This window comes from Sutcliffiella rhizosphaerae (assembly GCF_917563925.1).
In the GTDB taxonomy this organism is placed as follows: Bacteria; Bacillota; Bacilli; order Bacillales; family Bacillaceae_I; genus Sutcliffiella_A; species Sutcliffiella_A rhizosphaerae.
In genome coordinates this window covers 1-13640 of sequence record NZ_CAKJTJ010000057.1, presented here as the reverse complement: position 1 = coordinate 13640, position 13640 = coordinate 1, and the positions used below count along the sequence as shown (strand labels likewise).

Genomic DNA, 13640 nt, shown 5'->3' with positions numbered 1-13640 from the left:
CCGCCCGCTTCCTTCAGATTCCACGTCGCCATGGACACCCTTGCGTTAAGCTAACTGCTACTTCTGTCTTCACAGTTCGGGACTTGCACCCTATAGATTGCACCCATGCCGGGCGCACATAGAAAACCACGTCTCCTATGTAAAGAAGACGTGGTATCTATACTAAAGCGTTTTCAATTTCCCGTATTAGTAAATCCAGTTATCAACATCGCGTTTATATTCTACTAATCCTTCTCCTTTGAAGAAAAGACCGATTTCACGTTCAGCGCTCTCTGGAGAGTCGGAACCATGAATGATGTTTTTGCCAACAATCACACCAAAGTCTCCACGGATTGTTCCAGTAATAGCATCTTTAGGGTTTGTAGCACCCATCATTTGACGAGCAGTAGCGATTACGTTCTCACCTTGCCAAACCATTGCAAAAACTGGGCCAGATGTAATGAAATCTACTAGTTCACCAAAGAAAGGACGCTCTTTGTGTTCGCCGTAATGTTCTTGTGCAAGTTCTGTAGGAATTTGCATTAATTTAGCTCCAACAAGTTGGAAGCCTTTTCTCTCAAATCGAGATACAATCTCGCCAATTAAGTTACGTTGTACGCCGTCAGGCTTTACCATTAAAAATGTTTTTTCCATAATAATTTCTCCACCCCATTACGATTATGTAAAGTTAAGTAAACCTTAACCTACCAAAATATATCACGCTTTTTGCAGTTTCGCAACAGAAGATGGAGAATTATCTTAATATTTTACAATGTTCGATGTTTTCATCTCAATACTTTCGTTTCCCAATATATTTTGCAACATTATTAAAGGTTTTTTTGGCGATTCCATTAGGAAGCTTGTCTAGTTCTTTGAAGGCCTTTTGAAGGTAACGGTCACTTAAGGCAAAAGACCGTGTAATCGCATCAGATTCTTTTATTTCTTTAATAAGGTATTGGATATCATCAGGTGTTGATTGCTCGCTAATTTGACGAATCTTACTATTAATCACCGGATTTTCCATTGCAAATAACACTGGCAGTGTGATATTACCTTGAAGCAGGTCACTTCCTGCTGGTTTCCCAAGTTCCTTTTCTGTTGAAGTAAAGTCAAGAATATCATCGGTAATCTGAAAAGACATTCCAACATAATACCCAAACCAATAAAGGCTTTTATGAATATGTTCCGGAACATTGGCGGAAATAGCTCCTAGCTGACAACTCACTGCAATCAGAATCGCTGTTTTTCTTTTAATTCTAAGCAGATATGTCCGAAGATTTTGGTCAAAATTATACTTGTCGCGTATTTGTTCAATCTCTCCTCTACATAACTCAACTATTGTCCTAGATAATATCCGGTGCGCATGTATATTTTCTACGGAGGTCATAAGTTCAAGCGACCTTGCAAAAATGTAATCACCTGTATACATGGCAATTCGATTGTTCCATTTGGATTTAATCGTAGGCTTGCCCCGTCTTAACTCGGCATCGTCAATGACATCATCATGCACAAGTGATGCCATGTGGATAAGTTCCAGCGCAACGGCTACATTTTTGATTTTTTGGATGTTATAATCACCAAATTTTGCCGCTAGCAACACAAATACGGGTCTTATACGTTTCCCCCCTGCCTGCAAAAGATGGAGGGATGCCTCTTGAAGCAATTCACGTTCGGATTGGATGGTGGCAACCAATTCATCCTCAATTATCTGTATATCGTTATTTAAAAAAGAATACATCATTTTTAATTTCATGTAGGTCACCTTTTACATACTATTTTTTAGGTTTAACTCCTAAATGCATGGCAGCAACTCCACCTGTATATGCCTTTACATCTACTGGACGGAAACCTACTTGTTCAAACATAGACTTTAATTCTTGCATGCCTGGAAAATCTTTTGCAGATTCATGGAGCCACGCATATTCGTTATAACTTTTCGCAAAGACTTTTCCAAGTGCTGGCATAATATATTGGAAATACAGAAAGTAAAGTTGACGGAACCCCAACATAGTAGGTTGGGAGGTTTCTAAGCACACTACTTTCCCACCAGGTTTAACTACCCGGTACATCTCTGTTAAAACCTGATAATAGTCTGGAACATTTCGCAAACCAAAGCCAATAGTAACATAATCAAATGTGTTGTCCTTAAACGGAAGGTCCATTGCATTTCCATGCATTAAATCAACATTTTTGATGCCTTGGTTTTTCACTTTTTCCTTTCCGATAGACAACATATTTTCACTGAAATCCAGTCCTGTTACATTTCCATTTTCTCCAACGGCTTGCCCCATTGAAATGGTCCAATCAGCGGTTCCACAGCAAACATCCAAAGCAATAGAACCTTGTTGGACATTCATGCGCTTCATTGTATCCTTTCGCCAGGCAATATGACGCTGAAAGCTGATGACCGAATTCATTTGATCGTAATTCTTATAAATCTTCTCAAAAACGCCATGTACTCTTTCTTCCTTAGATGGATGTTGCATTGGTTTACCCTTCTTCCGCATACTTTTTAGATGAAAATGGAATATCATAGAACAGTTCTTGAATTCTTGTTTCTAACAACTTATTCATATTTGGGATGGAAGATATTAACGTATCCATTGTTTTCCTCAAATGTTCTATATATTTATCCAATAAGAAAAGCATGTACTTCTCTTGTTCACTTGAAGTATCTTGCTTTTCCCCTTTTGAAAATGCAATCCTTCTGATTGTATCAAAAAGAAAAGAAGAATCCTTTGCGCAAAAACGTTTTCGTTCCATAATTAATCGCTTTAAAAGTAAGAAATTTTCACTCAAATCTTTTAACATTGAATTGGAAAAATAACCAGAAACAGATTGTATAAGGGAGGATTCTATTTTTGCAAGGCTTTGCATCAACGTTTCCATCCCTTGAAGATCTTTTTGGTAATACGATATTTTATGTTCATTTATTTGTTTAATGGAATGCGCTAAGGTTTTAATCATCGTGATATCATCTACCTCTGCAAGCAAGCGATAGTAAAGACCGCTGTAATAATCCCCTGCTAGGACAGTCAATTGCTGATTTTTGGCATCTTCCTGTTCCATTTGATCGACTTTTGTATTTGTAACCATATCATGAGTATCAAGGGCAATCTGGACAAGCATAGTTGATAATATGTACTGTTCTTTTTTATTTTCAGGCATCTCAATAGTTTCCATTATTGAATACAGGAGCAATAACTTATCCTCATCAATAATTGGATATTCAATATGTTCTATCAAGTATGGATGTGTAATTAAAGTATGTATTTTTTCTTTTATGTTTGATATGTATAATTGACTCACTTAAGACCACCCTTGTTCCCTTTTCTTCACTTTTGGCTAGTTGGCAAAGAAGACAAAATCCATTAAAAATAGACAGTGTTAATTATAGCACATTCCTTATGTTTATTGTCTAAAATGGTCTATCTTTCTTAAGTTTAACCTTGTTTCTGGTTTAAAATAAGAAAAGCAGTGAAAATAATTCATCTGCTTTTATCTTGCGGATTTCGCAAAGCTTTCCCGAATTTAACATGTAACATATAGAAATCGTTACAATTGGGATCTTACGCGTCTTGCTATTCCGTGTCCATTTCGCCATGGGATGATTGGATGAGTGCTTTTCCTCTGATTTTAATGGCGGAGGTGTGCTCGGTAAATTGAGCAATCATCACTTCCCCTTTATCGAGTTTTTCTGAATGGTGAAACCTGGTATCAGTTCCACGTGTTAGGCCAATTACACTTACTCCATCTTCTTTTGCTTTGATGACAATAAAGTCGTTCGAGTTAGAATGACTCATAACCATCCTCCTTCTCTCGTAACATCTCTGCTACCAATCATGAGCTTTCATAGTTTATCCTTTGATGAATGATAATACTTCCGCTCTTGCAGCATGGTCTTTTTCTAACACTCCCCTTACAGCAGATGTAACTGTCACTGCTCCAGGCTTTTTGACACCACGCATTGTCATACACATATGTTCTGCCTCCACAACAACCATCACACCATGTGGATCAAGTGATTCAACTATAGAGTCAGCAATGGTCGATGTAATTCTTTCTTGTAATTGTGGACGCTTTGCAACCGCCTCCACGGCACGTGCAAGTTTACTCAAACCAGTTACTTTTCCACCTCTAGGTATGTATGCCACATGAGCTTTCCCAAAGAAAGGAACCAAATGATGCTCACACATGGAGAAGAACGAAATATCCTTAACTAATACTAGCTCTTCATGCGCCTCCCCAAATACTGTTTTAAAATGCTCCTTTGGGTCTTCATTTAAGCCAGAAAACACCTCTGTATACATTTTAGCAACTCTTTTTGGTGTATCTAACAGCCCTTCTCTCTCTGGGTCTTCGCCAATCGCTTCAAGAATCATTCTTACTGCTTGCTCAATCTGAGCCTTATTCACTTCTGTCATTATTCGTATCCTCCTACAAAACAATAAAAACTGCTGTAATGTGATTCTAGCATAAGTTTTTTTGTAAAAGCAAAAAATAAAGAGGCGCATCCAGTGCGCCTCTTTATGCTGAACTATTTTGACTATGTAGCTGTCAATTATTTCACAGCATCTTTTAGAGCTTTACCAGGTTTAAAAGCTGGTACTTTGCTTGCAGCGATTTCGATCTCTTCCCCAGTTTGAGGATTGCGACCTTTACGTGCAGCACGCTCACGTACTTCAAAGTTACCAAAACCGATTAGTTGTACTTTGTCACCATTCTTTAATGCGTCAAGAATTGTATCGAAAACAGCATCAACTGCTTTAGTAGCATCCTTTTTAGAAAGTTCACTAGCTTCAGCAACTGCATTGATTAAATCTGTCTTGTTCATGCCATTCACCTCCTCCCAAAGGAGTTAATCGCTATTCTAGAACAAAAATGAATTTTTGTCTAGTAAAAGCCTTTTGTAATAACATTTGTGCACAATTTTTATTGATTCTATACATGATAGAATCGTGTTAATCTTGCAACTAGGCTTATATTAACCCATTAAACACTAGATTTCAACAAATTTCTACGAAAAATAGTGCGAATAGGAATATTTCGCCATTTAAGAGAAGATTTTCTGTAAGTAGATTAACACAAGAATACCTTTATATCAAGTGTTTAACAACAAAAATAAGCTCTCCATGCATGTAATACCACACACGGAAAGCTTATAAACATATTCGACATTGTTTTTTACAAGATAATCGCGATTAAGCCACCAGAACCCTCGTTAATAATACGTTCTAACGTTTCTTTCAGCTTGTATCTGGCATTCTCTGGCATTAAGGAGATTTTCGCATGTATGCCTTCTCTAACGATGGAGCTTAACGAGCGACCAAAAATATCTGAGTTCCATATAGAAAGAGGGTCATCTTCAAAATCTTGCATAAGATAGCGAACCAATTCTTCACTTTGTTTTTCTGTCCCGATAATTGGGGCAAACTCAGACTCTACGTCTACTTTAATCATATGGATGGAAGGTGCTACTGCTTTCAATCTAACTCCGAATCTCGACCCTTGACGTATAATTTCTGGCTCTTCTAAACTCATATCTGTTAGAGCTGGAGATGCTATTCCGTACCCAGTTTGCTTAACCATTCTAAGTGCATCGGATACTTGATCGTACTCCGCTTTTGCAAAAGCAAAATCCTGCATAAGTTGAAGGAGATGGTCTTTCCCTCTGATCTCCACCCCGACTACTTCTTTAAGAATATGATCATACAAATCATCAGGGGCATAGAGATCAATCTCCGCTATTCCTTGACCCATTTCAATTCCAGCTAGACCTGCTCTATCTATGAACTCATACTCGCTGAACTGTCCGACTACTCTATCGACATCACGAAGACGTTTAATATCTTTTACAGTGTCCTTTACAGCTTCTTGATAACTTTCACGGAGCCAGTGATCTTCCTTAAGTACCATTACCCAACTTGGTAAGTTTACATTAACTTCAAGTACAGGAAATTCAAATAGTGCTTCACGAAGTACGTTGTAAACATCTGATTCCCTCATGCTTTCTACACTCATTGCAATGACAGGAATATCATATTTCTCACTTAATTCTCTTTTTAATGATTCTGTTTCCGGATGAAATGGCTGTACAGTATTTATTACCATTATAAACGGCTTACCAACTTCTTTTAACTCTTCAACAACACGTTCTTCTGCTTCAATGTAATCTCTACGGGGGATCTCCCCGATGGATCCATCGGTTGCAATTACAACACCAATGGTAGAATGCTCTTGTATTACTTTTCTAGTACCGATTTCAGCTGCTTCATGAAAAGGTATTGGCTCTTCAAACCATGGTGTGTTAATCATCCTTGGTCCATTTTCATCCTCATAACCTTTAGCACCTGGTACTGTATAGCCGACACAGTCAACAAGACGAATATTTACATCAAGCCCTTCGTCCACTTTCACTTTCACAGCTTGATTCGGGACAAATTTAGGCTCTGTTGTCATTATAGTTTTTCCAGCTGCACTTTGAGGCAGTTCGTCTTGTGCACGTGCTTTATCCGACTCATTTCCGATATTTGGTAGAACCACTAGCTCCATAAACCTTTTAATGAATGTTGATTTCCCTGTACGAACAGCCCCCACAACACCTAAATATATATCGCCTCCCGTACGCTCAGCGATATCTTTGAAAATATCTACCTTTTCCAAGTGATTCCCTCCCGACATTAATCTTGGGATATACATTTTCTAGTAAGAATATTAATCTATGACACTATATGTGTATGATGTTGTCCTAATTAAATATGACTAAATTTTAATAGAAAATTTATCCCTCTTTTTTTAAAAAATAAAGTATCAGTTATTATAGTTAGAATAGTGTCTAGCGCCAGAAGACTCCTAAAGGTCTTTTTCCAAGCACTTTCTTCTTACTAGAGGTGGTAGCGCACAGGCTTTTCTAATATTAAATAACTGTTAGTATCATGGTTTCATTAGAGGAGTCTTGTTTATCGTACTAAACAAAAAACCCTTCTTTAGAATGTATTCTCTAAAAAAGGGTTCATGACTATTTTCTATTCTATATTCTTTATAACTGGTTCATTGTTTTCATCTAGCGTGTATGGCAAAGAAAAGGCAGGTACAAAAACAGAATGTTCCACGATAATATCACGGATATCATCATCAGATGAATATTGATGCTCATGTTTTTGTAAAAGCTCATACAAATCAATTGAATAATCTATTTGCGCTTCTCCTGATTTATTGAGGATAATGGGTAAATTTTTCCCGGATATTGGACTTTGAATAAATGGTTCAGATTCAAAGCCAAGCTTGTCCCAATCAATTTTAAATGCCTGGTTATTAATAACCTCTTTTACAGGGGGATATCCGTTGTTAGAACGTTTATATAAATCAATCCTCATATTAATGTTACGAATTTCTTCTGCCATTCTAAGATCTATCAGCTTTACTTTAGGATCATTTTCCACATCGACAAGGACATATAAATACACGCCACCACTTTCATATGCAGTCCCAGGTGGATCTTGTATGTACCGAGGTGAAAGCTTGTTAAAATCAATTGGATATTTTTGATAAATAGGTGTTTCCATGTCTCTTTCTTTTATCGGAAGGAGACCACCACTCGCTTCACGGTATTGATTTACAGAAGATTGAACGGATTCTAATTGATCTAAATATGGGACTTGATTTTGTGTCATTCGGTCTTCTGGATAAAGACAACCTGATAATATGATACTGAGTACAAGCATTCCCACTAATAGGAGGAACCTATTCCATTTCATAGTATTTTCCTACCTTCATTTTTAAATCTTGGCGGTTTTCACAAATTATTGCTTCTTTCATGTGAACAATAAGCTCGAAATAATTGTTACTAATCTGTACAAATTTTTTGCAACGCCCTATTAAAAACAGAAGCCCACTTATTACCAGTCATTAGTAATAACTTTAGAAAAGAGTCTATATCTTTTATCATTCAGGAACTGGTCCACTAAAAACGACATAAAAAATAATTAACCCTGCCAGTACAAGTAATAAAAAGGCAAAAGTGTTTAAAATCCCACGAATGATCGTGTTTTTTAGTTTAAATCTAGTAAAATAAACAGTAAGAACCGATATAAACATGAACCCCATTGCAACAAAAGAAATCCACATTTTCATCAATGCAGGTGACATCCTCATCTCTCCTTTTCCGTCAAACATTATAGCATAAGATTTACATGAAAAAAACACCATCTGATATACGGGATAAGAGATGATTTCTCTTTGACATAAAATGGACATATAATTTTTAATTCTGTGACAATCTGTTTGGCATAAAAAGACGCTAACAAAACTCATTTAGCCCAAATTCATAAAACGAGGAAGAGAAAAGTTTATTTTCACGATCTTGAGTATTATTGCCTTGTGATATTGACAATGTTTTTTCTAAAATAATGCTCATGAAAAAAAGCTGAAGCAAAAGGGGCTTTTTTTGCTTCAGCATTACTTATAGACTAAATAATCCAATCCCACAGCTCAACCAGTGATGTCCTCATTCACATCTTATGCGGTAACTTTCATACATGCATCACCAAATGCCTATTTATCACAAAAATGCTGTAAAAATTATGGATTTACTTACCCTTGCATCCTCCTATCGTTCTTCTTAATAAGGTATGCACTCAAAAAGTTTGGGTGTTTGTTTACCTTTTAGAGATGCAATAGGAAAATAGGATACACATTATTATCTAATCCGTTCTCCAAGCAACTTAGACAAGTCGTCAAGTTCAGTCGTCTTGGAACGGTTCATAAGTTCATCAACAGCGTCTTTTGGATTTACATCATCAAATAGGACATGGTACAAAGCAGAAGTTAATGGCATCTTGACTTGGAGTTTTTTTGATAATTGGTAAGCAGCTTTCGTGGTTCTTACTCCTTCTACTACCATACCCATGTTCTCTAGGACTTCTTCCAGTTTCATACCTTTACCGAGCATATTTCCAGCACGCCAGTTTCGACTGTGCACACTGGTGCAAGTCACAATCAAATCTCCCATTCCCGTTAAACCTAAAAAGGTTAGTGGGTTAGCACCGAGACAACTGCCAAGTCTGGCAATTTCCGCCAAGCCCCTTGTAATCAATGCAGCTTTTGCATTATCTCCATAACCGAGTCCATCGGTTATGCCTGCTGCAAGAGCTATAATATTTTTAAGGGAACCGCCAATTTCAACACCTACTACATCTGTGTTGGTGTATACGCGAAAATGTTGATTGATGAATAAATCCTGTACCTTCTCAGCTGCTTCCGCATTTAATGATGCCGCAGTCACAGTTGTCGGCTGGCGAAGGCTAACTTCTTCGGCGTGACTGGGTCCAGAAAGAACCACTACAGCTTCTCTAATGGATTCCGGTAACTCTTCTTCAATCAATTCAGAAACCCTCAAATGAGTATCTGGCTCTATCCCTTTACTAACATGCACAAAAAGTGTTGGAGTAGATAGATATTCTCTTACCTGTTGACATACTTCCCTCATTGCCTTTGTTGGAACTGCTAGAACTACTGCATCCACTTGATTTACTGCTTCTTTCATCGAAGTGTAGCCGATAATCATGTTAGAGAGTTTAATATTTTGAAGATATTTTATATTGGTATGGAATTCATTTATCTCTTTTATCTGAGCTTCTTTATGCCCCCACAAGCGTACTTCATGGCCGTTATCGGCTAGCACCATAGCAAGAGCAGTTCCCCAACTGCCCGCACCTAAAACCGCAATCTTTTTCACTGCTTCCATCCTCCCTTTTCTACTTACGTGGACGTGCAATAATCTTGATTGGTGTACCTTCAAATCCAAAAGCATCTCTTATGCGATTTTCCAAAAATCGTTTATAAGAAAAATGCAATAATTCCGGATCATTCACAAAGATCACGAACGTTGGAGGCTTAATAGCAACCTGTGTCGCATAATAGATTTTTAAGCGTTGTCCTTTGTCTGTAGGAGTTGGATTCATCGCAACAGCGTCCATAACGACATCATTTAACACAGTTGTTACGACTCTCATGGAATGGTTCTCACTTGCTAATTCAATTTTAGGAATAAGAGTATGAATTCTTCTTTTGGTTTTTGCAGAAAGAAAAACAATTGGCGCATAATCAAGGAAAAGAAAATGATCCCTAATCTTTTGTTCGAATTCTTTCATCGTTTTGTCATCTTTATCAACAGCATCCCATTTATTTACGACAATAACAATGGCCCTACCAGCCTCATGGGCATATCCGGCAATTTTTTTGTCCTGCTCGATAATTCCCTCTTCTCCATTAATAACAACAAGGACAACATCAGAACGCTCAATGGCACGCAAAGCTCGTAGAACACTATACTTTTCAGTAGTCTCGTATACTTTTCCTTTTTTACGCATTCCTGCTGTATCAATAATAACGTAATCTTTGCCATCATACGTATAAGGAGTATCAATGGCATCTCTTGTCGTACCTGCAATATCACTGACAATAACTCTGTCTTCACCAAGCAGTGCATTTACAAGTGAAGATTTCCCTACATTCGGACGGCCAATCAAAGAGAATTTTATGATATCCTCATCGTATTCTTGCTCTTCTCGCTTCGGAAAATTGGCAATAACCAAATCTAAAAGATCACCAAGACCTAGTCCGTGTGATCCAGATATAGGTACAGGTTCACCAAAGCCAAGCGCGTAAAAGTCATACAGATTCTCCCTCATATCAGGATTGTCCACTTTATTTACCGCTACTACAACAGGTTTATGTGATCTATATAGAATTTTAGCTACTTGCTCATCTGCAGTAGTGAGCCCTTCTCTACCGTTTGTCATAAAAATGATTACATCTGCTTCATCTATGGCAATTTCAGCTTGCTCACGAATTTGAGTCATAAATGGTGCATCACTTATTTCTATTCCACCAGTATCAATTAAATTAAAATGTTGATTTAACCATTCTCCAGAGCTATATATTCTGTCCCTTGTAACTCCTGGAATATCTTCTACAATAGAGATCCTCTCTCCTACTATCCTGTTAAAAATGGTGGATTTACCCACATTTGGTCTTCCAACTATCGCAACGGTTGGTTTTGGCATAATGACCACCCTCCCAATTTTTTCTCTGAAGTATGTAAAAACTAACTAAAATAGCTACCGTTATGTTAATCAGCATGTAATAACGTTTAGTTTATACAAAAACCGAAAATAAATAAATGAATTTATATCAGTCAATAAAAGAACCCTCCTGTTGTAGGAAGGTCTAACTTGAATAGTTTAACATTATTCAATAAAAGAAGGAAGTTTTTTTAATAGTCTTTTCTCCAATATAGATAGTTGCAATTAGCGATAAAGACTATGTTACATAGAAACATGCCATCCACTTTAACGAATATGAAAACTTTACAAAATCAGCCTTGTAAATTGTACATTTTCAAAGTGGGCAGCGAAATTCATTTGCTTTTTGGCTGCTAGATGAAGAAATATTACTCCATAACAATTAACATGTAAACAATCCAAGAACCTTCTTTTTATATTAATACTAAAAATCTATGGTTAGAAAATGGGCCTTAATGTTTGACGATGATAAACAACTCTTCACCGAGCCCGTGCGCTATCCCATCCAGGATCGCTTCTAAGTTAGCTGATACAAACTCCATTTCTTCTTTCGAATGACAAAGAAAAATAGGTGAACCTCCTGCTACTTTTGCTGGATTTGTGGTGATTATGGCAAGAATGTATTTTTCTAGCTCCATACTACTCATGCTCTTTCACCTTTTTCTTAAGATTTTTCGTTGGCATTCGAATCGCATTTTCTAAAGTAGGTACCCGCTCTAATATTGTCATACCTACTTCAAGATCTTGTTCTTGAGGTAGAAGAAAAACTCCTACCCGCCCATCATCAAGATCCCTTTTAGCCAATGGGATAAGTGCTGGTGTTCCGGAGTCACGATACACACCAAGCGCTGTGGACATATCGTGAAGAATTGCTTGTCGTTGCCCAAGATTTGCGATAGTGGTTCTGGCATTAAAGTTTTTTGGCTTTAAGATAAATCCCATTCCATATTTTAATACTTCTTTTTGACGTTCAGGTAAACCTATATTCATAATATAAATGTTATCTACATACAAACCTGCTTGCTCAAAATGCGGTTTTACAAATTCGATATCAACAATATCTTTCAGCTGACCGCCTGTCATTAACTTATGGGAGATTAATGCAGCCGATATACCTACAACTAATCCAATCCAAAAATTCGCAGCCAGATACGCAAGCGTGGAAAGGAACGCTGTAATCATGACAAGATAATTTCTGCCTTCAAACGCAATAGCAATTCCTTCTATATAAGTATTTCCACGAGGTACAAGTTCAAAGGCATCAAGCTCTGTTAACGTGTTTCTTTCCATATTCCTGACATCACGAAATTGGGATGCAGCCAATGCCAAAAAGGTTATTGCAGCAAATTCCTGTTCCATGATAGCAGGCACAGCAATGGTTCCTAATCCAGAGGCAATAAAAGCAAGTGAAAGGTGAATAATTTTCCCATGAAGGTATGTGGGGTATTGCCGGTAATCTGTTACTAGCATATAAATCCTTGTAGCAAGTCCAATAACCACCCCAAACAATATCGGATATGTATATTCGTTCATCCCTGTCTCTCCTTTACTCGCTTTTGTATTACAGAATCCAAGTGAACGGTTATGGTTGCAAATAATAGCCATACTCCCAAACCAGCTGAGGCTAAAAAAAGAACAGCAAGAAATGAAATCTCCCCCATCACTGAATAAGAAAAGACACTATTTAGCACGAAACTGTTCAACAACTCCCCTTGAATTAATCCGCATAGCATAAACACAAAACGCTCATCTCTCTTCTTAAACAACAATAATGTTAAGTAAACCATGATGAAAGCAAGAATCCATGTCCTGTTAATAAGGATCCATACAGGATCAAATATTTCATAAATGATAAAACAGACATATGCCAAAGAAATGGTCGTAATAGAAAAGTAGTGAAGAAAGTAGTTTTCTTTCAAGGTTTTTACCAATAGTATAATTGCGGCAATTATTAATACAATAAAAGATCCACTTACTTCAAAAGAAAAAATAGAAAAGTTACTGGTTGATCCTATTATTATTAAAAGTAAAACAATAGAAGAAAATGTCCTTAACGCTGACTTTTGCATCATGAATGTGACAATTATCCAACAAACCCAGCTTAAAAAGTAAAAATACATTGCTTCTGTTTCCATAATACCCCTCCTCTCACCCACTCATTATGCCTAAAATGAGATAGAACTAATCATATATTCAGTATGTTTTTATCTCTAAAGTAAATAATAATCGTCACAGAATAGAAATGAGGTGACACTATGGGGAAAGATAGACAAGAAGGTAAGTTAAAAGCTAAAAAGAGAACGGAATCAGATCGAGATCAATCTCTTAAATACCCTGGAGCTACATCTCTAGATAATCCGGCAGAAGCCAGAAAAAATAATAAGTAATCAGAAAAGCGCAAGCGCCTTGGTAAGCCCCGACAAGCATAAAAGAAAAAAACAGCCCACTAACGATTTTAGGCCACTGAAAAAGTTACGTTTTTTATTTCAGTAATCTAAAATGAATGCCCAAAGGCAATTTTCCGTCTGCTTTTTAAGCGGAAAATTGCCTTTTTCCTTTTCTTTTTTATTCTTTTTC

The 13640-nt window shown here is 37.1% G+C and carries 16 protein-coding genes; 1 reads left to right on the top strand and 15 read right to left on the bottom strand.

All coding sequences use genetic code 11. The annotated features are described in order from the left end of the window. Positions 1-186: 186 nt before the first annotated feature. From ndk to LRP81_RS22055, 15 genes are all read right to left on the bottom strand, one after another. Positions 187-633: a nucleoside-diphosphate kinase gene (gene ndk, locus LRP81_RS22125; protein WP_230505220.1), complete on the bottom strand. Its 447-nt coding sequence runs from the start codon at positions 631-633 to the stop codon at positions 187-189. Positions 634-769: 136 nt separating this feature from the next. Further along, positions 770-1732, bottom strand: coding sequence for a heptaprenyl diphosphate synthase component II (gene hepT, locus LRP81_RS22120; RefSeq protein ID WP_230505218.1), 963 nt, complete (start codon positions 1730-1732; stop codon positions 770-772). 19 nt (positions 1733-1751) lie between these two features. Continuing rightward, entirely contained in the window at positions 1752-2465 is a 714-nt protein-coding gene (locus LRP81_RS22115; RefSeq protein WP_230505216.1) for a demethylmenaquinone methyltransferase, read from the bottom strand. A gap of 4 nt (positions 2466-2469) precedes the next feature. After that, a complete protein-coding gene (locus tag LRP81_RS22110) occupies positions 2470-3288 on the bottom strand; it encodes a heptaprenyl diphosphate synthase component 1 (protein ID WP_230505214.1) in 819 nt (272 codons plus the stop codon). Positions 3289-3560: 272 nt separating this feature from the next. After that, on the bottom strand, positions 3561-3782 hold the full coding sequence (mtrB, locus tag LRP81_RS22105) for a trp RNA-binding attenuation protein MtrB (protein WP_230505212.1): 222 nt from the start codon (positions 3780-3782) through the stop codon (positions 3561-3563). Between the two features lie 54 nt (positions 3783-3836). Then, positions 3837-4403 (bottom strand): GTP cyclohydrolase I FolE, encoded by a 567-nt coding sequence (gene folE, locus LRP81_RS22100; protein WP_230505210.1) that lies wholly within the window; start codon positions 4401-4403, stop codon positions 3837-3839. Between the two features lie 137 nt (positions 4404-4540). Continuing rightward, entirely contained in the window at positions 4541-4813 is a 273-nt protein-coding gene (hbs, locus tag LRP81_RS22095; RefSeq protein WP_010193643.1) for a non-specific DNA-binding protein Hbs, read from the bottom strand. Between the two features lie 350 nt (positions 4814-5163). Beyond that, positions 5164-6642, bottom strand: a complete 1479-nt coding sequence (gene spoIVA / locus LRP81_RS22090; RefSeq protein WP_230505208.1) for a stage IV sporulation protein A — start codon at positions 6640-6642, stop codon at positions 5164-5166. A gap of 362 nt (positions 6643-7004) precedes the next feature. Continuing rightward, a complete protein-coding gene (locus tag LRP81_RS22085) occupies positions 7005-7736 on the bottom strand; it encodes a hypothetical protein (RefSeq protein WP_230505206.1) in 732 nt (243 codons plus the stop codon). A 187-nt stretch (positions 7737-7923) separates the two neighbouring features. Beyond that, a complete protein-coding gene (locus LRP81_RS22080) occupies positions 7924-8127 on the bottom strand; it encodes a DUF2768 domain-containing protein (RefSeq protein WP_230505204.1) in 204 nt (67 codons plus the stop codon). Positions 8128-8677: 550 nt separating this feature from the next. Next, entirely contained in the window at positions 8678-9724 is a 1047-nt protein-coding gene (locus LRP81_RS22075; RefSeq protein WP_317987109.1) for an NAD(P)H-dependent glycerol-3-phosphate dehydrogenase, read from the bottom strand. A 10-nt stretch (positions 9725-9734) separates the two neighbouring features. Beyond that, positions 9735-11045 carry a ribosome biogenesis GTPase Der gene (gene der / locus LRP81_RS22070; protein ID WP_230505200.1) on the bottom strand — a complete coding sequence of 437 codons (1311 nt, stop codon included), beginning with the start codon at positions 11043-11045 and terminating at the stop codon, positions 9735-9737. Positions 11046-11515: 470 nt separating this feature from the next. Then, on the bottom strand, positions 11516-11701 hold the full coding sequence (locus LRP81_RS22065; protein WP_230505222.1) for a capping complex subunit for YIEGIA: 186 nt from the start codon (positions 11699-11701) through the stop codon (positions 11516-11518). A gap of 1 nt (position 11702) precedes the next feature. Further along, entirely contained in the window at positions 11703-12596 is an 894-nt protein-coding gene (locus LRP81_RS22060; RefSeq protein WP_230505198.1) for a YIEGIA family protein, read from the bottom strand. Continuing rightward, positions 12593-13198 (bottom strand): YphA family membrane protein, encoded by a 606-nt coding sequence (locus tag LRP81_RS22055; RefSeq protein WP_230505196.1) that lies wholly within the window; start codon positions 13196-13198, stop codon positions 12593-12595. Before LRP81_RS22055 ends, LRP81_RS22060 begins: the two co-directional genes overlap by 4 nt. A gap of 120 nt (positions 13199-13318) precedes the next feature. On the opposite strand from LRP81_RS22055, the gene LRP81_RS22050 reads away from it, so the two are divergent. Continuing rightward, a complete protein-coding gene (locus LRP81_RS22050; RefSeq protein ID WP_230505194.1) occupies positions 13319-13450 on the top strand; it encodes a YpzI family protein in 132 nt (43 codons plus the stop codon). Positions 13451-13640 lie beyond the last annotated feature (190 nt).